General features: G+C 68.6%; 19 protein-coding genes. 8 read left to right on the forward strand and 11 right to left on the reverse strand.

Features of this window, described 5'->3' with window-relative positions; genetic code table 11:
- Positions 1 to 108: 108 nt before the first annotated feature.
- Complete coding sequence (locus ACQPYH_RS20495) at positions 109 to 1,509, reverse strand: sulfatase family protein (RefSeq protein WP_432893651.1); 1,401 nt, start codon at positions 1,507 to 1,509, stop codon at positions 109 to 111.
- 404 nt (positions 1,510 to 1,913) lie between these two features.
- Here ACQPYH_RS20495 and ACQPYH_RS20500 point away from each other — a divergent pair, with 404 nt between their 5' ends.
- The 3 genes from ACQPYH_RS20500 to ACQPYH_RS20510 are packed head-to-tail and all read left to right on the forward strand — an operon-like array spanning position 1,914 to position 5,775.
- Positions 1,914 to 2,750 (forward strand): ROK family protein, encoded by an 837-nt coding sequence (locus ACQPYH_RS20500; protein WP_432894439.1) that lies wholly within the window; start codon positions 1,914 to 1,916, stop codon positions 2,748 to 2,750.
- Positions 2,726 to 4,195, forward strand: a complete 1,470-nt coding sequence (locus ACQPYH_RS20505; protein WP_432893654.1) for a sulfatase-like hydrolase/transferase — start codon at positions 2,726 to 2,728, stop codon at positions 4,193 to 4,195. The genes ACQPYH_RS20500 and ACQPYH_RS20505 overlap by 25 nt, the downstream gene beginning before the upstream one ends.
- Positions 4,192 to 5,775: an alpha-L-arabinofuranosidase C-terminal domain-containing protein gene (locus ACQPYH_RS20510; protein ID WP_432893657.1), complete on the forward strand. Its 1,584-nt coding sequence runs from the start codon at positions 4,192 to 4,194 to the stop codon at positions 5,773 to 5,775. The genes ACQPYH_RS20505 and ACQPYH_RS20510 overlap by 4 nt, the downstream gene beginning before the upstream one ends.
- Here ACQPYH_RS20510 and ACQPYH_RS20515 read toward each other — a convergent pair.
- The 6 genes from ACQPYH_RS20515 to ACQPYH_RS20540 all read right to left on the reverse strand — a co-directional run bounded on the left by ACQPYH_RS20515 (position 5,765) and on the right by ACQPYH_RS20540 (position 11,086).
- Positions 5,765 to 6,334, reverse strand: coding sequence for a GNAT family N-acetyltransferase (locus ACQPYH_RS20515; RefSeq protein ID WP_432893660.1), 570 nt, complete (start codon positions 6,332 to 6,334; stop codon positions 5,765 to 5,767). The two genes, ACQPYH_RS20510 and ACQPYH_RS20515, sit on opposite strands and share 11 nt — an antisense overlap.
- The gene (locus ACQPYH_RS20520) at positions 6,331 to 7,929 is read right to left on the reverse strand and encodes a RecQ family ATP-dependent DNA helicase (RefSeq protein WP_432893662.1); all 1,599 of its coding nucleotides are present in this window, start codon (positions 7,927 to 7,929) and stop codon (positions 6,331 to 6,333) included. Before ACQPYH_RS20520 ends, ACQPYH_RS20515 begins: the two co-directional genes overlap by 4 nt.
- A gap of 7 nt (positions 7,930 to 7,936) precedes the next feature.
- Positions 7,937 to 8,590, reverse strand: a complete 654-nt coding sequence (locus ACQPYH_RS20525; RefSeq protein ID WP_432893664.1) for a DNA-3-methyladenine glycosylase family protein — start codon at positions 8,588 to 8,590, stop codon at positions 7,937 to 7,939.
- Positions 8,580 to 9,689: a DUF6042 family protein gene (locus tag ACQPYH_RS20530; protein WP_432893666.1), complete on the reverse strand. Its 1,110-nt coding sequence runs from the start codon at positions 9,687 to 9,689 to the stop codon at positions 8,580 to 8,582. Before ACQPYH_RS20530 ends, ACQPYH_RS20525 begins: the two co-directional genes overlap by 11 nt.
- 21 nt (positions 9,690 to 9,710) lie before the next feature.
- Entirely contained in the window at positions 9,711 to 10,286 is a 576-nt protein-coding gene (locus ACQPYH_RS20535; RefSeq protein WP_432893668.1) for a dihydrofolate reductase family protein, read from the reverse strand.
- 80 nt (positions 10,287 to 10,366) lie between these two features.
- Positions 10,367 to 11,086 carry a class I SAM-dependent methyltransferase gene (locus ACQPYH_RS20540; protein WP_432893670.1) on the reverse strand — a complete coding sequence of 240 codons (720 nt, stop codon included), beginning with the start codon at positions 11,084 to 11,086 and terminating at the stop codon, positions 10,367 to 10,369.
- 50 nt (positions 11,087 to 11,136) lie between these two features.
- Here ACQPYH_RS20540 and ACQPYH_RS20545 point away from each other — a divergent pair, with 50 nt between their 5' ends.
- Positions 11,137 to 11,679 (forward strand): HD domain-containing protein, encoded by a 543-nt coding sequence (locus tag ACQPYH_RS20545; protein ID WP_432893672.1) that lies wholly within the window; start codon positions 11,137 to 11,139, stop codon positions 11,677 to 11,679.
- Here the strand turns inward: ACQPYH_RS20545 and ACQPYH_RS20550 are convergent.
- Positions 11,676 to 12,323 carry a VOC family protein gene (locus ACQPYH_RS20550; protein WP_432893674.1) on the reverse strand — a complete coding sequence of 216 codons (648 nt, stop codon included), beginning with the start codon at positions 12,321 to 12,323 and terminating at the stop codon, positions 11,676 to 11,678. The two genes, ACQPYH_RS20545 and ACQPYH_RS20550, sit on opposite strands and share 4 nt — an antisense overlap.
- A 177-nt stretch (positions 12,324 to 12,500) precedes the next feature.
- Between ACQPYH_RS20550 and ACQPYH_RS20555 the strand changes: the two genes are divergently transcribed.
- Together ACQPYH_RS20555 and ACQPYH_RS20560 are read left to right on the forward strand one after the other, a co-directional pair.
- Positions 12,501 to 13,889 (forward strand): alkaline phosphatase, encoded by a 1,389-nt coding sequence (locus ACQPYH_RS20555; protein ID WP_432893676.1) that lies wholly within the window; start codon positions 12,501 to 12,503, stop codon positions 13,887 to 13,889.
- Between the two features lie 95 nt (positions 13,890 to 13,984).
- Positions 13,985 to 14,920 (forward strand): AraC family transcriptional regulator, encoded by a 936-nt coding sequence (locus ACQPYH_RS20560; RefSeq protein ID WP_432893678.1) that lies wholly within the window; start codon positions 13,985 to 13,987, stop codon positions 14,918 to 14,920.
- Here ACQPYH_RS20560 and ACQPYH_RS20565 read toward each other — a convergent pair.
- Positions 14,917 to 15,606 (reverse strand): GAF and ANTAR domain-containing protein, encoded by a 690-nt coding sequence (locus ACQPYH_RS20565; RefSeq protein ID WP_432893680.1) that lies wholly within the window; start codon positions 15,604 to 15,606, stop codon positions 14,917 to 14,919. The two genes, ACQPYH_RS20560 and ACQPYH_RS20565, sit on opposite strands and share 4 nt — an antisense overlap.
- A gap of 169 nt (positions 15,607 to 15,775) precedes the next feature.
- Here ACQPYH_RS20565 and ACQPYH_RS20570 point away from each other — a divergent pair, with 169 nt between their 5' ends.
- A complete protein-coding gene (locus tag ACQPYH_RS20570; protein ID WP_432893682.1) occupies positions 15,776 to 16,441 on the forward strand; it encodes a transglycosylase SLT domain-containing protein in 666 nt (221 codons plus the stop codon).
- A gap of 11 nt (positions 16,442 to 16,452) precedes the next feature.
- Positions 16,453 to 17,067 (forward strand): DUF1684 domain-containing protein, encoded by a 615-nt coding sequence (locus tag ACQPYH_RS20575; protein WP_432893684.1) that lies wholly within the window; start codon positions 16,453 to 16,455, stop codon positions 17,065 to 17,067.
- 1 nt (position 17,068) lies between these two features.
- On the opposite strand, the gene ACQPYH_RS20580 is transcribed toward ACQPYH_RS20575, so the two are convergent.
- Positions 17,069 to 19,219 carry a DEAD/DEAH box helicase gene (locus ACQPYH_RS20580; protein WP_432893686.1) on the reverse strand — a complete coding sequence of 717 codons (2,151 nt, stop codon included), beginning with the start codon at positions 19,217 to 19,219 and terminating at the stop codon, positions 17,069 to 17,071.
- A gap of 224 nt (positions 19,220 to 19,443) precedes the next feature.
- A complete protein-coding gene (locus ACQPYH_RS20585; protein ID WP_432893688.1) occupies positions 19,444 to 19,950 on the reverse strand; it encodes a hypothetical protein in 507 nt (168 codons plus the stop codon).
- Positions 19,951 to 20,070: the final 120 nt, after the last annotated feature.

Here is a 20,070-nt window from a genome sequence, read left to right on the forward strand (position 1 = left end):
GTGAGAGGGAGCACCCATCTCGATACCTCGCGCATGGTGCTCACCTCCTCGTGTGAAGTCACGTTCGCCGGGAACGGTACAGCTCCGGCGGGTGCCGTCGCCATCGAATTACCAGTCGGCGATGCGTTCCTGACTGCGGTCCTCGGTGGCGACCAGGACGTCGAGGAGGAACTCCTGCAGGTCGGTGCGGATGTCGCGGTGCAGGGGATCGTCCCAGAGGTTCTGTTGCTCGTCGGGGTCGGCGGTCAGGTCGTACAGCTCGCCTGTGCGCTCGCGGGAGGTCGCGTGTTGTACGACGAGCTTCCACTGGGCGCGGCGAAGCATGGTGAGGTGGACGGGTGGATCGTACGGGTGGCCGCTGTTGCGGTACTCGCTCAGCGCCCAGCCGCGACCGGTCTGCCGATTAGTGGCCAAGGGCAACAGGTCTTGGCCCTGGCCGCGAGGCTGCAGTCCGGCCGCGGTGAGGATGGTCGGCGCGAGGTCGATCCATTGGACCAGCTCGGGGCAGCGCATGCCGGGCTTGATCGCGGCGGGCCAGCGGAGGATGAGCGGAACGCGGACCGCCTGCTCGTACATCATCGGGCCCTTGAGCATCAGCTGGTGATCGCCGAGCATCTCGCCGTGGTCGCTGGTGAAGATGACCAGCGTGTCGTCGCTGAGCCCTTGTGCGTCGAGCGCGTCGAGGATCCGGCCGACTTCGTCGTCCACGAGCGTGACCATCGCGTAGTACGCAGCCTTGACCTCTTGGAGTTCTTCGGGGGAGTACGACGTGTAGCCGCGCGCGTGTCCGGCATACGACGCCTTCGAGGCCTCGGTCTGGATCGGGGGCTTGCTCGCGAGGTCGTCGGGGATGGGGCGGGACAGTTGCTTGTCGCGGTACCGGCGTACGTAGTCGTCGGGGGCGCCGAAGCCGTGGTGGGGGTCGAAGAAGTTCGCGATGAACAGGAAGGGCTTGTCGCGATCGCGGGAGTGGGTGAGGAAGTCGACGGTCTGGTTGCCGATCCACCGGCTGTAGTGCAGGTCGGTCGGGAGGGTGTCGTAGTCGACGGTCATACCCTCGGCGCCGGCCAGGTCGGGGCGGAGCGTGCGGAGCCAGCGGTGGTACTGGTTCTCGGAGGAGCCCGGGTACGGGTCGTGTGCCCAGCGGAAGACGCGGAAGCCGTCGTCGAGGCGTTTCTCGGACCGGCCGCCGAAGCAGGCGTTCAGGTGGAACTTGCCGACCAGGCCGCAGTCGTAGCCGGCGTCGGCCAGGTCCTTGCTGAACAGGCGCTCGTGGTCGGGCAGGCCGACGCCGTTCGCCCAGAGGCCGTGGGCGTGGACGTACCGGCCGGTCATCAGGCTCGCGCGGGAAGGGGCGCAGACCGGGCTCTGGACGTAGCAGTTCTCGAAGAGCACGCCTTGCGCGGCGAGGCGGTCGAGGTTCGGCGTCTCGATCTCGTCGTTGCCGTAGGCACCCAGTGCCGAGAACCGTTGCTGGTCGGTGCAGATGAGCAGGACGTTGGGCGGCATACGGCTCAGTTTATTAAATTCGGACTGTTGACAAAAATACGCCACACCGTCCAGAGTCAGATCCTGTGGGCAGTGAATCGACGGGACCGCTCCGGCTACTCCGGGAGACTCACGAGGAGCGAGTCCTCACCGCCCTGCGCACCCAGGGTCCGCTCACGCGCGCCCAATTGACCGAGCAGACGGGGCTCTCCCGGGCAACCCTGTCCTCCATCATCCGAACCCTCCTCACCAAGCAGGCCATCACCGAGCGGCCGGCGCACCCCGCTGCGCGGGGTGCGGGAGAAGAGGCGGGAGGGGCCGCCGGCGCGGATCGCGATGTGCGGGGTGACGCAGGCGGGGCCAGGGGGCGGGGGCGGCCCGTTTCCGTGGTGATGTTGAATCCCGGCGGGGGACTCGCCGTGGGGATGGATCTGGGGCATCGGCGGATTCAGGTGACTGTTGCCAACGTTGCGCACGAGATCGTCGCGACCGAGGGGATCGCTTGCGCTGAACGCACGCCTTGGGCCCGTCGGGTCCAGCTGGCGGTCGAGCTGGTGGACGAGCTGACGACCCGGGGTGAGATCTCCCTGACCTCGCTCGCCGGGCTTGGAGTAGGGATCGTTGGGCCGGTTCCGTCGGAGCGGGCCGGGCTGGTGCGTGAGGCGCTGGGCGCGCGGTTCGGCGTACGGCTGTTTGTGGACAACAACACTCGGCTGGCGGCGCTGGCGGAGGCTACGTGGGGTGCGGGGACCGGGGCGGAGAGCGTCCTTTATCTGCGGCTCTCGTACGGCGTGGGTGGTGGGCTTGTGCTGGGTGGGCGACTGCTGGCGGGTGCCGGGGGAGCGGCCGGGGAGTTGGGGCATATCAGCGTCGACCGGGACGGGCCGCCGTGCTCGTGTGGCGGGCGCGGATGTCTCGAGCTCTACCTCTCGAACCTGGTCGACGCCCACGGCGGCTTCGACAACCTCAGCCGCAGCGCGATCACCGACGTCGCGACTCGAGTCGGCGAGGTCCTGGCCTCCGCCTGCAACACCGTCAACCCGGAGGTGGTCGTCGTCGGTGGTGAGCTGACCGGCGCAGGGGAGGAGCTGTTCCGCCCACTCCGCGCAGCCCTCCGCGGATACACCCATACGCAGGTCCACCGCAGCCTGCGCGTCGCGCAAGCAGAGCTGGGGTACGACGCGGCCGCCCGCGGCGGGATCGCCCTCGTGCTCACCAACCCACCCGAGGAGGCCGAGTGGCGAAGAACATCCTGTTCCTGATGACCGACCAGCACCGCGTCGACACATTAGGGTGCTACGGCAACCAAATCTGCGAGACACCCAACCTTGACGCGCTCGCCGCATCCGGCACCCGCTTCACCAACGGCTTCACCCCGACAGCGATCTGTACGCCGGCCCGCGCCACCCTGCAAACCGGAGTACTCCCGTACCGCCACACTCTCCTCGCGAACTACGAACGCAACGTCGGCTACCGCGAAGAACTCGGCGACACCTTCCCCGTCTTCTCCCACTACCTCACCGACTACCAACTGGGCCACGTCGGCAAGTGGCACGTCGGCAAGGACAAGGGCCCGCGCGACTTCGGGTACGACGGCGAGCACTACCCGGGCTGGGGCAACGCCGTCGATCACCCCGACTACCTCAGCTACCTGGCCGAGCACGGCTACCCGCAGTTCAGCGTCCGCAACCCGGTCCGCGGCACCTTCGCCAACGGTGAACCGGGCAACCTTCTCGCCGGCGTCCTCGAGCAGCCCGTCGAGGCGACGTTCGAGTACTTCCTCGCCGAGCGCACCATCGAGCAACTCCGCCGCTTCGCCGACGGCCGCCCGTTCTACCTCACCTGCAACTGGTTCGGCCCGCACCTCCCGTATCTGCTGCCCGAGGACTACTACTTCCGGTACGACGCCGCGCAGGTCGAGCTCCCTGCGTCCGTCGCCGAAACGTTCGCCGGCAAGCCGCGCGTGCAGCAGCACTACTCGTCGCACTGGACGTACGACAGCATCGGCCCGGACCGCTGGCGCGAGCTCGTCGCGGCGTACTGGGGCTACGTCACGCTGATCGACGAGCAGATCGGCCGCATCCTCGCAGTTGTCGACGAGCTCGGCCTCGCCGACGACACCGCCGTATTGTTCACCGCCGACCACGGGGAGTTCACCGGCGCGCATCGCCTGCACGACAAGGGCCCGGCGATGTACGACGACATCTACCGCGTCCCGCTGATCGCCAAGGTCCCCGGTCTACCGGCCCGCGTGGAGGACTCCTTTGCGACACTGACCGACCTGACGCCGACGTTCCTCGAGTTGGCCGACGTCGAGCCGCCCGAGCACTACCAAGGTCGCTCGCTGCTGCCTTTGATCAACGGCGAGCGGCCGGACGACTGGCCGACGGAGGTTGTCGCCGAATTCCACGGCCATCATTTCCCGTACCCGCAGCGGATGATCCGTACCGACCGCTACAAGCTCGTCATCAATCCGGCCGACGTCAACGAGCTGTACGACCTCTCGGCCGATCCGGACGAGCTCCACAACCGCTACCAGCATCCCGAGCTCGCCGCAGTACGCCGTGAGCTGACGACCCGTCTGTACGACGTACTCCGGGGCCGCGGCGACAACTTCTACCACTGGATGACGTCGATGTTCGAGGTCGGCGGCAAGAGCTACGACACCGCGCTCAGCGCACTCGATCAGGAGGCATCTCGCCCGTGACCCAGCCCGCCGAGATCAACATCCGCCGCGACCAGCGCCACTCGATCGACCCGATGATCTACGGGCATTTCCTGGAGTCGGCCTTCTTCGGCAACATCCAAGGCGGTGTCTTCGACGAGGGTTCACCGCTGGCGTACGGCGGGGACGACGTACGCAGCGGTCTGCGGACGGACGTGATCAAGCTCTGCCAGGAGCTCGGGCTCCCGGTCGTCCGTTGGCCCGGCGGCAACTTCACGTCGGCGTACCACTGGGAGGACGGGATCGGCCCGCGCTCGGCGCGTCCGCGGCGGCTCGAGTTGGCGTGGGGCTCGGAGGAGGACAACCGCTTCGGCACGGACGAGTTCCTGACCTGGTGCGCCGAGGTCGGCACGGAGCCGTACCTCGCGCACAGCTGCCGCGATGTCGACGAGGCGGTGCGCTGGGTCGAGTACACGAACTACGGCGGCGACACGGAGTACACCCGCAAGCGCGGGCGCCCGCCGTACGGCGTGAAGTACTGGGGACTGGGCAACGAAGTGTACGGCGACTGGCAGATGGGCCACCGGACCGCCGAGGCGTACGCCGCCGACGCCGCCGAGCACGCCCGCTTCATGCGAGCCGTCGACCCGGGCCTGAAGTTCATCGCCGTCGGAAACTCCGACTACGACTGGACGAAGACAGTGCTAGGTGCTGTCGGCAACCAGATCGACTACCTGTCGTTCCACCTCTACGGCGCGACGACCCAGTTGGTCGACGGCGCAACGGAGTACGACGAGATCGTTGCCCAGTCGCTCTATTTCGAGCAGCAGATCGTCGAGTACTCCGACCTGGTCGCGGGGATCGCGCGACGCCCGATCGGCCTCGCGCTGGACGAATGGAACATCCGCCACGTCGAGCCCGCGAGCTGGCCCGTCCCGCACCCCTCGGACGACGGCGGGACCGTGGCGCGTGACGTCGACGGCCTGCCGACGTACCCGGCGCATCGCGTCAACCGGTGGAGCCCGCGCACCCTCGCTGACGCGCTGTTCTACGCAGGTGTCTTCCACGCGCTGCATCGTGCCGCCGGCCGCGAAATCCCCGTGACGATGGCCAACACCGTCAACCTGCTCAACGCCAACGGCGTTGTCGTCGCCCGGCCGGGTGGTGCCGTCCGAGCGGCGACGTACCACGTGTGGGACCTGTACCAGAATTACCTCGGCCCGGTGGCGCTCGCCGCCGATGTGCGTTCGTCCAGCCGTCTCGCCGCAGTACGACAAGGCGATGAACGCGACCACCGCGGCGACTTCCGGACGCGGCCGTCGACCGTTCCCGACCTCGACGTGTCAGCGACCACGGATGGCCGCGCGGTCCAACTCGCCGTGATCAACCGCCACCGGGACACGGCGATCCGCGCCGACCTCACGCTCGACGGCCGTCGAGACACGCTGCCGTCGCGGGCCGCCGTGAAACAGTTGGGCGCAGACGACGTACTAGCTTCCAACACCCTCAGCAACCCGGACGCCGTCGCACTCCGCGACCTCGGCATCGTCGACCTTCCCGAGCCGACCTACGAGTTCCCGGCACACAGCATCACGCTGCTGTCGTTCGCCCTCAGCGGATGACGAGGCGCATCAGGATGCGGGAGTGGCCGGCCAGGGTGGAGGTGGTGTCGGCGGACTTGGTGAAGCCGGCCTGTTCGAAGTTCTTGCGGAGGCCGGCGTACGCCATCGTCAGGTCGACCTTGCTGTCGCCGTTGTCCAGGGGATAGGCCTCCACGACCGGGGCGCCGTTCGTCCGGGCGAAGTCGACAGCGCCGGCGATCAGCGCGTGCGAGATGCCCTGACCGCGATGGCCCGGACGGACGCGGATGCACCATAGGGACCAGACCGGCAGGTCGTCGACGTGCGGGATCTTCCGGTTGCGGGCGAAGCTCGTCGCCGCGCGCGGCGCGATCGCAGCCCAGCCGACCGGCGTGTCTGCGTCGTACGCGAGGACCCCGGGCGCGGGCTTCTCCTTGCAGAGCTCGGCGACGTACTCGGCGCGCGCCTGACCCTTGAGCTCGTTGTTGAGCTTCGACGGGATGCGGTAGCTCAGGCAGAAGCACACGGTGGAGGTCGGCGCCTTGGGGCCGATGACCGCGCGGACGTCCTCGAAGACGGTGGCCGGACGTACGTCGATCATTCGGCCTCTAGTAGTTGGTTGTGGATCATGAACGCGGTGCGGAGTTCCTTGTAGCCGACGCGGTCGAACAGGACGGTCATCGTCGTACCGTCGTAGTGCTCGACCAGACCGGCGCCGAACTTGCGGTGCTTCACCCGGCTGCCGATCGGGAACGGCTCCTCCTCGGGCGGAGCCGCCGTACGGCCGGCCAGGTCGTTGTCGCAGTTGCCGCACGGACCCTCGTAGTGCTCGCCGAAATAGCTCAGCAGCCACTCGCGCCGGCAGCCGCCGTACTCCGCGTACGTCGACATCATCTCGACCCGGGACTTGGCGACCTCACGCCGATCGTGCTCGACCGCCGAAGCCGCCGCGACGGCCTTGTCGACGTCGACGCGGCGGGCCAGGTGAAACTGGTGGCCGATGGCAACGACCCGGGCGTCGGTCAGCCGGCCGAGGGCGCGCTCGACGCGGGCCGTGCTGAGGTGCGTCGCGGCGGTGAGCTCGGCGATGTTCGCGGGCCGGTGCTCGTCGATGGCGGTCGCGACGGCGACGAGATCCTCGTCGGTCACGCCGCCGGAGGCGAAGAAGCGGTTCAGGCCGAGGTCGGCGTGCCGGAAGAACAGCTCGATGTCGGCCGGTTCGCCGTCGCGGCCCGCGCGGCCGATCTCCTGGTAGTACGCGTCGATCGAAGCCGGCGCCTCGGCGTGACTCACCCAGCGGATGTCGGGCTTGTCGATCCCCATCCCGAACGCGATCGTCGCCACTACGATGCGGCAGTCGCCTGCGAGGAAGGTGTCCTGAACCTCGCGGCGCTGCTTGGCCGACAGCCCGGCGTGGTACGCCTGCGCGGACACGCCCGCGGTGTTGAGATCGGACGCCAGATCCTCGGCGTGGCGGTGCGTGGCGACGTACACGATGCCCGGACCGCGGGACGACCGGACATGGCTGAGCAGACGGCGGTTCTTGGTGTCGTCGTCGGCGAAGGCGAACACGGCGAGGTTGAGGTTCGGCCGGTCGAAGCCGCCGACGACGACTGCCGGATCGTCCAGCTCGAGGCGATGCGCGATCTGCTTGCGCACCGGCGGGGCAGCCGTCGCGGTCAGCGCGAGCACCGGTGGCCGTCCCATCGCCTTGATCGCGGCCGCCAGCCGGAGGTAGTCGGGCCGGAAGTCCTCGCCCCACTCGCTCACCAGATGCGCCTCGTCCACCGCAAGCAACCGGGGCCGGGACTTCGCCAGCAGTTCGAGTACGTCGGCATGCGTCAACTGCTCCGGCGACATCAGCACGAACCCCGGCCGCCCGTCCATGAGCAGCTCACGAGCCGCACGCCCGCCGGCGCGATCGGTCGCATTCAGCTCGGCGACCTCGACACCGGCAGGATGCTTCGCCAACGCCCGCAACTGATCCCGCTGCAACGCCACCAGCGGGCTGACCACCACGGTCACCCCGCCGAGAGCCAGGCCCGCGAGCTGATAGATCGCCGTCTTGCCTGTCCCGGTTGCGAGCACGGCCAGCGTGTCCCGCCCGTCGAGCACCGCCCGTACGGCGTCCTCCTGCCCCGGCCGCAACGACTCGTACCCCAGCCACTCGCGAGCAAGCGCGACGATGTCCCTCACGGTCACATCATGCCCCGCCGCGCTGGACCGCCCGCCAGCGCCAGAGGTACATCCCGGCCAGCGTCCGCTGCGGCCGCCACGCCTCACCCAACTGCTCGACCTCGGCGGGCTTGGGCAGCTCGGAGAGCTTGTACGCCGCTTCGACGGTCCGGCGGATCTCGAGGTCGCCGACCGCGAGCACATCCGGCCGGAGCAGATGGAAGATCAGGAAGATCTCCGCCGTCCACCGCCCGATCCCTTTGATCGCGGTGAGCTGAGCGACGACCTCGTCGTCCGGAAGCTCCGGCAGCCGCTCCAACTCCAGCTCACCCGAGATCACATGCTCCGCCAACGACCGCAACGAGGCAGTCTTCGCCCGCGACAACCCCACCGCGGTCCGCAGCGCATCCGGTTCGTCGGCCAGCAACTCCTCCGGCGTCGGCGTACGCCCGCCGTACCGCTCGACAATCCGCCCGAAGATGGCCTGAGCAGCCACATTCGAAATGTTCTGCCCGACAATCGCCCGCACCAGCACGCCATAATGCTCAGCCGGCAGATCCGGAACCCCACTATCCCGACTCACCGACAACGGCACCCCCACAGCCCCAACCACATCATCAATCACCCCACCAAGCACGGCATCGACCCGCCGCAGATAGTCCTCAGGGGTTTCAGCGGGCATGGCGCCGGGTCCGTACCGTCAAGGACAGGTTGTCGCCGGTCCGGTCGATCTGCAGCAGGCCGCGCGATTCGGCGTACTCGAGAGTCGCTCGTACGTCGTCCTCCGACGCGCAGGTCCGCTCGGCGAGCGAGGCGACGGTCTGTTCGGTGCCACCCCAGAGCGCCACGGACACGATGTCGGCGGCATAGCCGGTGTACTGCTTGACTGCCCGGGAAGCCTTGAGGAACGTGACGGCCTGCGCCGGGAGTTGGACCACATCCTCAGCTGACGGCGGGTGCTCGACCGCCCGGTATCGCAAGCCGTCGAAGCTGACCATGCGAAGTGCGATGTAGAGCGGTAGCAGCTCGCGGCGGGTGGTCGGCTCGGGTACGTCGACCTGGCCGGCGAGCTCCGCGAGGCTCGGCCACTCAGGCCGCGACGGAGGACCTTGGCGGAGTGGCTGGTCGAGCCAGTCTGCGCCGCGGTGGTGGTCGGCGCCCCACGCGTCGATCTCGTCGACGCGCAGACCGTCGGGCCTCCCGAACCACTCGATCACGTTCGCGACCTCGATCTCCTGGAACCCGAGCACCGAACCCCAGCCCGGATCCGGCGCCCAGACCGGCGGCCTGGACCGGCGAATCCATCGCGGCGGCTCCGCCACGTCGGTGACCGGCCAGAAGTCCAAGTGCCAGACGTCGGTCGGTTGAAGGTCGTCCTCGTCGTCCGGCGGGGGAGTCGGCGGCAAGGGCCGGTGTGCCAGCCGGACGCGGTACAGACCCGGATCACCGAGCTTCAGGTGATCTTCGCCGGGGCCGCCCATCAGGTCGCTCAGCGCGACGGTGCCGGACGGACTCTGGTACGGCACCTCGACGAGGTCTGCCCACGCATCCAAGCCCTCGTCGCTCGGCGGGTCGTCGTGCGCTTGCAGTTGTACTACGCAAGGGCCGTCCCCGCCTGCGACGTACAGCCATCCATTCCCCGAGCGGCCGATCGAGCCGACCGGATGCGCTTCGTTGTCGGATGTCTCCTCGTGGTCCATCGAATCCCGTACGTCCAGCACCACGAGGATGCCCGAGTCGGGCATGTAGTGGTCGTCCCCGCGTCTCCCCAGAACACCCATGGCCGAACCGTAGTACAGGGGTTAGTTGTTCACGGTGTAGACGAGTTTTTGGATGCCGTTTGGGTAGGCGGCGCTGTCGGTGAGGGTGAGGGAGAGTTTGTCGCGGTCGGCTTCGCTGAAGAGGCGTTTGCCGGCGCCGAGGAGGACGGGGAAGACGAGCAGGTGGTAGCGGTCGATGAGGCCGGCGTCGGAGAGGTTGCGGTTGAGGGTGGCGCTGCCGTTGATGATGATCGGGCCGCCGTCGGTCTCCTTCAGTGCGGCGACGTCGTCGAGTGAGCGCAGGATGGTGGTCTCGCCCCAGTTCGTCACCAGGTCGCTGTCCTGCAGCGTGGTCGACACGACGTACTTCGGCATCGCGTTGTAGCCAGCGAACTCGACCGTCATGCCCGGCCAGACCGGCGCGAACGCCTGGTAGCTGACCCGGCCGAGCAGCAGTGCGGTCGCCTCGTCCTGCTCGGTGCCCTTGAGCTGGTACGCCGCCTCGTCGAACGGGATGTCCTTGAACGTCCAGCCCGAGTTCCGGTAGCCCGGCTCGCCGCCCGGAGCCTCGACGACACCATCGAGAGAGACGAACGCGGTGGTGATGAGGGTACGCATCTGATGCTCCTTGTTCGGTTGGTTATGCCTGTGCGTCGAGCAGGGTCGGGCAAATGCGACAGGTCATGATGTGACCCACGTCACTCCGTGGTGATGATCCACGCAGCCGAATCGAAGAGGACGCCGTCCCCGGTGTCGTGCGCTGCGAGCATCGCGCGCAGAGCCGCCTCCGCACGCTCGGCGGCCGCCGGATCGAGCTCTGCGAGGAGCGCCTGCGGCTCCCGGAGCCGGAGGACATTCGCGTACGCCGTCTCAACGTCCGCGCCGTAGTAGAGCGGTTCATGGACAGCCGTGAACGTCGGATCAGCGAACCCCGCAGAGGTCAGAATCTCCCGCGTCACGTCCTCCGCACCGAGCGCGAACGCCGACTCGTCGCGGTACGTCCCGCCGATGGCTTCCGGAATCACCCGCGCCCACTCGTTCTCCGCCCGCGGCTGCCAGACCAGCACCACCAGCCGGCCACCCGGACGCAACGCACGCCGCAGATTGGTGAACGCGCCGATCAGATCATCGAAGAACATCACACCGAACCGGCTGATGATCAGGTCGAACGACTCGAAGTCGTACGTCGCAGCGTCGGCCAGGAGGTAATCCACGTTCGGCATCGGCTGACGGCGAGCGTGCTCGAGCATCCGCTCGGAGACATCGACCCCGAGCACCTGCCCAGCATCAGCCGCCGCATCTCGCGTCGTCTGCCCGCCGCCGCAACCGACGTCGAGCACCCGATCCCCGTCGCGTACGCCGCACGCCTCGCGCAACCGCGGGCGATAGAACCGCATCTCCGCGTCGTAGTCGAACATTGCCCAAGGCTAAAGGCGACCGTTCACCTGGGCTGCCTACGCTCCACGGCATGTCGATCAGAACCGTCGATGACCTGATGAACCTGCTCGCCGACTGCGAGGACGCATGGGACATGCCCGACCGCAGCGGCGATCCGGTCGACATCCTCGACCACGACCGCCAATGCGCCGAGCTGTTGCGCCGCGACTTCCCGGACGACGAGGAGCTCCAGGTCGCCGGACTCGTGCACGACGTCGGACACCTGCTGCGGCCGGGGGATGACGCAGGTCATGGCCGGCACGGCGCGGACGCAGTACGAGGTCTGTTGGGGGAGCGGGTCGGGCGACTCGTGGAGCTGCACGTGGTCGCCAAGCGATACCTGGTGGCAACGGACACGGTTCATGCGGAGCGGCTGTCCGCCTCGAGTCGCCGTACCTTGGTCGCTCAGGGTGGCGCGATGTCGGAGGACGAGGTCCGTACATTCCGGGGCGATCCCGAGTTCGCTGCGGCGGTCGCGTTGCGGCGAGCCGACGATGCAGGCAAGGTCGTCGGACTCGAGGTCGCACCGCTGGAGTCGTGGCGGCCCGTCATCGAGCGGGTCGCAGGCGGTTAAGCGGCAGGCAGGAAGACCACGCGGTTGCCGTCCGGATCCTGTACGTCGGCGCCTGGCTCCGCCGCGGCGAGGCCGAGGTGGTCAATCGACGACGCGGCGTCAGGAACGAGCTTGACCGCGTCGGCGCCGATCCGGAACGTGTCATCGGCGACGCGCTCCATGCCGAGCTGCGTGCCGTAGAACTCGATCGCCGCGTCGAGGTCGGGCGCGGCCAAGGCGACGTACGACAGACCGTGCACCGGGCCGGCGGTGATCGGCGGGACGCGGAACTCCTCCGAGCGCTGCAGCAGCTCGACGCGTACGCCGTTCGGATCGGACAGGAACGCGAGCCGGCCCTGACCGCTGCCCGCGACCCGGGGCGACGAGATCTCGCCGTACCCGAGCGCCATCAGCCGCGCGTAGTCGCCGTCGAGATCGTCGGTCATGAAGCCGACATGATTCAGCCCGTACGTCGCCTGCGGGTCGGACTCCTCGGGGTGGAGCAGCTCGACCAGGCCGGTGGCGATCTGGACATGCACCCGATGAACGCGTGAGTTGGACATGAACAACCGGTCGACCACCTCCGCACCGAGACCGTCGTAGAACGACAGGCTCGCGTCGAGGTCCTGCACCCGGCCGCCGACGTGGTTCAGCTCGTAGATCACCCGGCCACTCTAGCAAGCGCTTTCCGATCCTGTCGCCACTCAGTGTCTTCTCAGCTTCACGCCACGTGGCGTCACCTGGCGGCCACGTCCTGGTCACCTCACGTCCGGCGGCAGCCCCTAGGTTCCAGCTGTCTTGACCTACGAGAAAGGCCCGGAATGATCAGGAAAAAGGCTTTTGTGGCTGCCTTCGCAGCGGCCTCGGTGATTGCCGCGGCAGGGATGGCCTCGGCCGCCGCCAGCGGAGCGTTCGACACGGCCCGCGGCGACGACTCCGCTGCCGGGTCCGCGTCGCACCAGCCGCAGCGTGGGCCGAAGAACGTGATCTTCTTCCTCGGTGACGGTATGGGCACCCAGGAGATCACCGCGGCGCGCTACTACCAGGGCGTCCAGAACAAGCTCAACGTCGACCGGGCCCGCTACACCGGCTTCGACACGACGTGGTCGGTGAAGTCCGCCGCCAAGCCGCCGTACAAGCCGGACTACGACCCCGACTCGGCCTCCACCGGCTCGAGCTGGGCGACCGGCAAGAAGACGATCGACGAGCGGATCTCGCAGGGTCCGAGCAGCGCCGACAACGTCCCGGGCACGAACTACCAGACGGTCCTGGAGTTGGCGCAGAAGCGCGGCCTGAAGGTCGGCAACGTCTCCACCGCGGAGATCACCGACGCGACACCGGCGGTGCTCGCCTCGCACATGTCGCTGCGCGGTTGCCAGGGCCCGGCCGACATGGCCGCCTGCCCGAAGGAGACCAAGGCGGCCGGCGGTCTCGGCTCGATCGCGGAGCAGGAGGTCGACCACAAGATCGACGTACTGCTCGGCGGCGGTCGCGCCCGCTTCGAGCAGCAGCTCACCGGTGGTCCGTACGCCGGCAAGACGGTCGTCGACCAGGCCAAGGCCAAGGGCATCCAATACGTCACGGACGCCGCCGGTCTGAAGTCGGTCAAGGACAACAAGCCGGTGCTCGGCCTGTTCACCAGCAGCAACATGTCGCTGGAATGGAGCGGTCCGACCGCCGCCCTCGGCAAGGGCGCCGCGGCCCAGTCCTGCAAGGAGAACCAGCGTCCGTCCAACGAGCCGAGCCTGTCGGACATGACGTCGAAGGCGATCAGCCTGCTGGAGAACAAGAAGGGCTTCTTCCTGCAGGTCGAGGGCGCCTCGATCGACAAGCAGGACCACGCCACCAACGCCTGCGGCCAGATCGGTGAGACCGTCGCGTTTGACCGGGCCATCGGCGTCGCGCTGAACTACCAGAAGACGCACCCGGACACGCTGGTCGTCGTCACCGCCGACCACGCGCACACCAGCCAGATCGTCGGCGAGGACGCCTCCGGCTCGGGCCTGCCGACCGGCTGGTCGACCAACCTGACCACCAAGGACGGCCAGACGCTGACCCTGACCTATGGCACCGCCGGTTTCGGCGGCGACGGCAAGGCCCCGGTGGCCGTGCCGCCGAGCCAGCAGCACACCGGTGCGGTCGTCCCGGTCTGGGCCAACGGCCCGGGCGCCGACGCGGTTCTCGGCACCAACGACCACACGCATCTGTTCGACGTCCTCCAGGGCAAGTAACACCCGTTTGAAGCAAACGCGTGGCCTCCGTTTCGTGCTGAAACGGAGGCCACGCGCGTGTGGTGAACTGCCCGGACGGCATGCACTATGGGCCGATGGAATCGATGCTTTTCGAGAGCCGGGACCTCGCCAGGACGGAGGAGTTCCTCAATCGCGCCTACACCAAGATGCAGATCGGTGGCAGCGCGAAGGACGTGAGCACGCGGATCTCGCGGGCTGCCGCGGACTCGATCAGCATCGACCGGCTCGAGATCGGCTTCGAGATGAGCTACGACGCCGATCCGCTCGGCAAGATCTGCCTGTGCGAGGTGGTCTCCGGCAGCATCGAGGATCACGCCACCGACGGGTGGACGGACGACTTCGGGCCCGGGGACCTGGTCTGGTTCACGCCTCCGGACCGGCCGTACTCCGGCAGGGTCTGCCGGTCGTCGTACACCATCACGATGTTCGATCCGGTGCTGCTCACCCGGGTCGCGGGCGCCGGCCGCAAGGACGATTCGCCGGTCCGGCTGCTGTCCCACCGGCCGTACTCGCGTCCGGCGGCGCGCCAGCTGTCCAGGACGATCGCGTACCTGAGTGATCAGCTGTCCAATCCCGCCGTACAGGCCTCGCCGTTGGTGCGCGCGTCCGTCTCGCAGTTGCTCGCCTCGAGCGTGCTCGCCGCCTTCCCGAACACCGCGATGGCCGAGCGAGGCAGCGTCGACCCGCGGCCGAACACAGTCCGGCGGGCGCTGGCCTTCATGGAGTCGAACCTCGATCAGGCCATCACGATCGCCGATATCGCGGCCGCTGCCGGTGTCACCGTCCGGGCGGTTCAGACGGCGTTCCAGCGGCACGCCGGCGCGACGCCGCTCGGCGAGCTCCGCCGGCTCCGGCTGGCCGAGGTCCGTTCGGAGTTGCTGGCCGCCGATCCGGCCGAGCGCACCGTCGCCGAGATCGCGGTTCGCTGGGGCTTCCACCATCACGGCCGGATGGCGGCGGCGTACCTCGAGCAGTACGGCGAGCTGCCGAGCACCACGCTGACCCGCTAGGGCAGCTTGCGGGTGTCGATCAGCTGCTGAGCGACGTCACGCAGCTTGGTGTTGGTGTCCTGCGAGTACCGCTTCAGTACGGCGAAGGCCCGGTCGCCGTCGATGTCGAAGCGTTCCATCAGGATGCCCATCGCCTGACCGACGAGCTTGCGGGCGTCGATCGCCTGCGCCATCGTCGCCTCGTGCCGGGCGGAGGCCACCGCGACCGACGCGTGCCGGGCGAGGATGTGCGCGACCGCCTCGTCATCGGCCGCGAACGCGTCCGGCTCCGGGCTGTACAGCCCGAGTACGCCGACCGTCCTGCTGGTGGCCAGCGGTACGTCGAGAACGCTGCGGACCCCGAGCGCCGCAACCCGCGCCGCCCACTCCGGCCAGCGGTCGTCCGCGAGCGTGTCCCGGATGAGCACCGGGTGCCGTTCCCGCATCGCGGTCACCAGCGGACCGTCCTGTTTACCGAGCTGGAGTTGGTAGACCTCGGCGACGACGGGGTCGGTGACCGCGGCGATCTCCGGGCGCGAACCACGCGCAGACAGCGCGATACCGGCGTACGTGCACCTGAGCGCCTGGAGCGCGAACTGGACGACGGCGTCGACGGTCTCCTCGACCCCGGTCGCGTCGTGCAACTCGACCGCAAGGTGGGCGAACGCCGAGGCGGCGCTGTCCTGGGTCGGGTCGATGAGGGTCATCTGCGTGTTCCTCTATTGAACGGCAGAGGGTGGCCCCCCTCCGGACCACCCGGCTGCCGTGGACACATCATGCGGCCCTTGTGCCCGCCCCGGCACCGATCTGTCCCAGTTGGTGCAAAAGTTGCGTTCCTTGGACAGCCGGGCTTCGCCGTACGGCTAAGTTGGGGGCGTGCAGGTGGCGAAACGCTGGTCATGGGTGGCCGTCGGGGTCCTTCTGGTGGGGGTCTGGGCGGCGTGCTCGGACCACGACACCAAGCCCACGTCCGCGCCGAAGACCCAGCCGACGGCAGCCAAGCCGAAGCCGACTCCGGCCGCGACGACCACGACGACCGCGAAGCCGTGGTACGACGACTACGACCCGGCCCGTTTCGCTCCCGAGGTCCGTGGGTACGCCAAGCAGGCGGGGATCAACCCACAGTTGCTGATGGCAATCTTGTACAACGAGGACTACAAGCCGCACGACCCGAAGTTCGAGCGGCAGTGGGCCGAGGTCGACTCGGACCCGGCGTTCGGGATCGCCAACATGCACAAGCCCGCGTTCGACGAGACCAAACGCGGGCGGGACTTCGCCAAGCGGAAGTGGGAGGAACTGCCGGACAACCCAGCGCTTGCGATCGAGGCCGCCGCGTGGCACCTGCACGACCTGGCCAAACGCTTGCCCAGCAAGCGCGCGGACCTGTACACCAAGGACGAATTGCTTGCCCTCGGCTACAACGCCGGCGGCGGCAACATGCGGATCTTCGCCCGCGGCCGGAAGGCCGGCTCGCAAGCCCAGTCGTACCTGGACCGCCTGCACAGCAACTGGGCCAAGTCCGCCGAAGCCCTCAAGAGCTAACAGGAGACATCGTGGAATTCGCAGCACCCGCACTGGCTGTCGCCAACTGGCGCCGGCGCGTGTTTGCGCTGTACCAGTCCGTCCGCTCTGAAAGCGATCCGGCCGCCGGACACGCACTGTGGCAGGCCGGCCGGGACGACCTGCTCATGCATCATCCCGCCTCACCGGTGCCGGAGGACGAACGTGCGGCGTACGGCGGCGCGCGGGTGGGGGAGTATCGCCCGGAGCTGCGCTTCGACGCGGTGATCGACACGGACGTGAAGCCGGATCGGTGGGAGTTCGAGTCGGCCACCGATGGCGTGATCCCGTTCTCGCTGATCGGCGTACTGCACCTGCCGGCGGTCGGAGACCTCGACGTCTGGTGGCTCGAGTCGTACGGCGGCGGCATCTTCGTCCCGCTCAAGGACGCGCTCGCCGGCAGATCGACGTACGGCGGCGGCCGCTACCTGATCGACACCGTCAAGGGCGCCGACCTCGGCGGCGACCTGCGCGCCGGCAGGCTCGTCGTCGACCTGAACTTCGCCTACAACCCGTCCTGCGCGTACAGCCCCGAATGGACCTGTCCGCTCGCCCCGGCAACCAACAAGGTGGACGTCGAGTTGCCGGTGGGCGAGCTGTCAGGCTAGATCAGGCAGCAGCTTCCAGGGCCTGGGTGAGGAGGGCGGCGAGAGCCTCGAGCTGGAAGTCGGCGGAGGCGCCCACCTCCTCGTCGGACCCGTCCAGCGCCTTGGCTGCCAGGCCGGCCTTGGCGTCGATCAGGTCGGCGATCCGGGTGTCGATCGTCTGCGCGGCGATGATCCGCCACGCGGTGACCGGCTCGTCCTGGCCGATCCGGTGCACCCGGTCGATCGCCTGCGTCTGCTCGGCATTCGTCCAGGACAGCTCGGCGAGCACGACGTTCGAGGCGACCTGCAGGTTCAGGCCGACGCCCGCGGTCAGCAGCGAGCAGACCGCGATCGACACGTCGGGATCCTTGACGAAGGCGTCGATGTTCTTCTGCCGGGTCCGTGTGGTCTGGTCGCCGCGGATCGACGAGAACTGGATGCCGCGCTCGGCGAACAGCTCCTCGGCGGCGTCCATCACCTCGATGTGCCGGGCGAAGAACACCACCTTGCCGACGTTCTGCGCGAGCTGGGCCGCGTAGTCGGCGGCCAGGCCGGCCTTGGCCTGCCCGATCCGGCGGAACAGGCTGAACACGTTCTCGCCGGTCTTCTTGGTCGCCATCTCGGCCCGCTCCCAGCCGGCCACCTGGCGGACCAGGTCGTGGTCGATACCGTCCACGACGATGCCGGAACGGCGGGTCTCGAGCGCGGTGTTGTACCGCGCGACGAGCCGGTCGGCGAGCTCACGCTCGGCGGCCCGGATCGAGCGGCCGACAGCGCCGTCCAGCTCGACCGGCAGGTCGGCGATCCGGCGGGCCGGGATGTCCGCGGCCACGTCCACCTTGCGGCGGCGGACGATACCCATGTCGATCACGCTTGCCCGCGCGGAGGCGGAGAAGCCCGGGTCGGCCGGGGTCAGATCGGTGTCGTCGAGCTTCTCCATCAGCTCGGCGCGCGGTGCCTTCTCGTCGACCCAGCCGAGGTACTCCCAGATCGCGGTGAAGTCCTCGATCGAGTTGATCAGCGGCGTACCGGTCAACGCCATCAGCAGCGGGCGGACCGTGCGGTTGCGGATCCGGTTCGACAGGTCGAGCACGTTGCGTGACCGCTGCGACTTCTTGTTCTTGATGAAGTGCGCCTCGTCGACGACCATGCCGCGGAAGCCGAGGTCGCCGAGCCAGCCGACGTGCCGGTCGAGGACCTCGTAGTTCACCACGACGATGTCGGCGAAGCCGTCGATCGTGTCACCGTCGCCGTGGATGACGGTCGGCGTACGGCGGGGTGTCCACAGGTTGGCCTCGCGCGCCCAGTTCGTCTTCACGACGTTCGGGACGACGGCGAGCAGCGGGTAGGCCTCAGCCGCCTGGGCGGCGAGCAGGGCCTGGGCGGTCTTGCCGAGACCCGGCTCGTCGGCGAGGAGGAACGTCCGGTGCCCGGCGGCCGCGGCGGCGATCACGCCGGCCTGGTGCGGCATCAGCTCGAGACCGCGCAGGCGCAGTGCGTCGATGCCGCCGGACAGCTGGAGCGAGGTCGGGTCGGGCAGCTTCATACTGGCCGAGGCGCCGGCGTGCTCGAACGATCGCAGCAGCGGCCCGATGAGCTCCCAGCCCGCCAGCCGGCTGGTACGCACCGGGCGCGACGGAGCGCTGGAGAAGTCCGGGGCCAGGAACGGGTTGGCGAGCTGCCGGGACACGACCGCCTGGGGCACCACCCGCCGGGTCTGGGTGTCCGGGGGAGCGACCGGCTGCACCGGCTCCGGCTCCTCCGGCAGCTCCATGCCGGCATCCTCGAGCATCTGCCGCCGGAGAGCGCCCGCGGCCTCCGAGATCACCGCGTCCTCGGCCAGCAGACCGAGGAGCGTCGGGTCCATCGCGGCCGTCTTGGCCAGGATCGTCGCGATGCCGTCGAGCCGCCGGAGCTGCTCGGTGCGGTACGCCTCGGTCGCGGATTCTGCGCCGTTCACCCGGGACCGCTCCTCGCGGACCAGCAGGGCGACGACCTGGAACTTCGTCCGGGTCGACGGCTTGATCGCGCCGCGGGTGACCGCGCCTTCGACCTCGCGCACCGCCTGTGCGAGGACCTGGATCAGACCGTCTGACTCACCGTCGCGGACACGACGCCGGCGACGGGGAGCGGAACGGGTAGCGCCGGGCTGGCGCTGACCTCGTCGGGCCAACTTTCCTCCTGTGTCATGCCACGACGGAGCCGTGGCGGAACGCCAGACCGCACCAGGACCCGAACCGCCGGCGAGACGCCACGCAGTGACATGCAGTGGGCCGCCCAGAAGGTCCCCCAGGAACACGGCTCAGAATTCACCGCTCCTGAATTGCGCGATCGAGAATCCATCCTACCCTCTGTCAGCACCAACGACCGCTATTGGGCCCCCACCCGATTCCAAGATCAGCCTTCAGCCCGCTGGCTGCGGGTGAAGTAGACGGTCGCGGCGGCCGCGCCGGCGGCGAGTGCGCCGACCACGCCTCGGTGGCGCGAGGCCCAGACCTGGTAGCTGCGGCTCGTCGAGCGGTCGTCGAACACGCCGTGCGCCCCGTAGTCGCGGTCTTCGTCGGCAGGAGCCCACAGATTCGCCGGCTTCTCGGCCGGCTCGTCGGTCTGCTGCGCCTTGTACCCGGTCCGGGCCAGGTAGCGGTCCGGCAGTCCGGCAGCGAACTTGTTCGTGATCAGGGTGGCGGCCGTCGGGGCGCCGACCCAGTATTCACGCCGGCCCGGATGATCCGCGGCGTACACGACGGCGTCCGCGGCGACCTCGGGCTGGAAGATCGGCGGGACCGGTTGCGGGTGCTTTGGCAGGCGGGAGAGCACCCAGGAGAACTGCGGCGTATTGACGGCCGGCATCTGCACCATCGTCACGTGCACGTTCGACTTGTCGTGCATGAGTTCGCAACGCAACGAGTCATGGAACCCCTGGATCGCGTGCTTCGCCCCGCAGTACGCCGACTGCAGCGGGATCCCCCGGTAGGCCAGCGCCGATACGCGGCTTACGGGCGGCGTGGCGGGTGGTGGATCGGG

Source organism: Kribbella sp. CA-245084, assembly GCF_050942355.1.
Lineage (GTDB): Bacteria > Actinomycetota > Actinomycetes > Propionibacteriales > Kribbellaceae > Kribbella.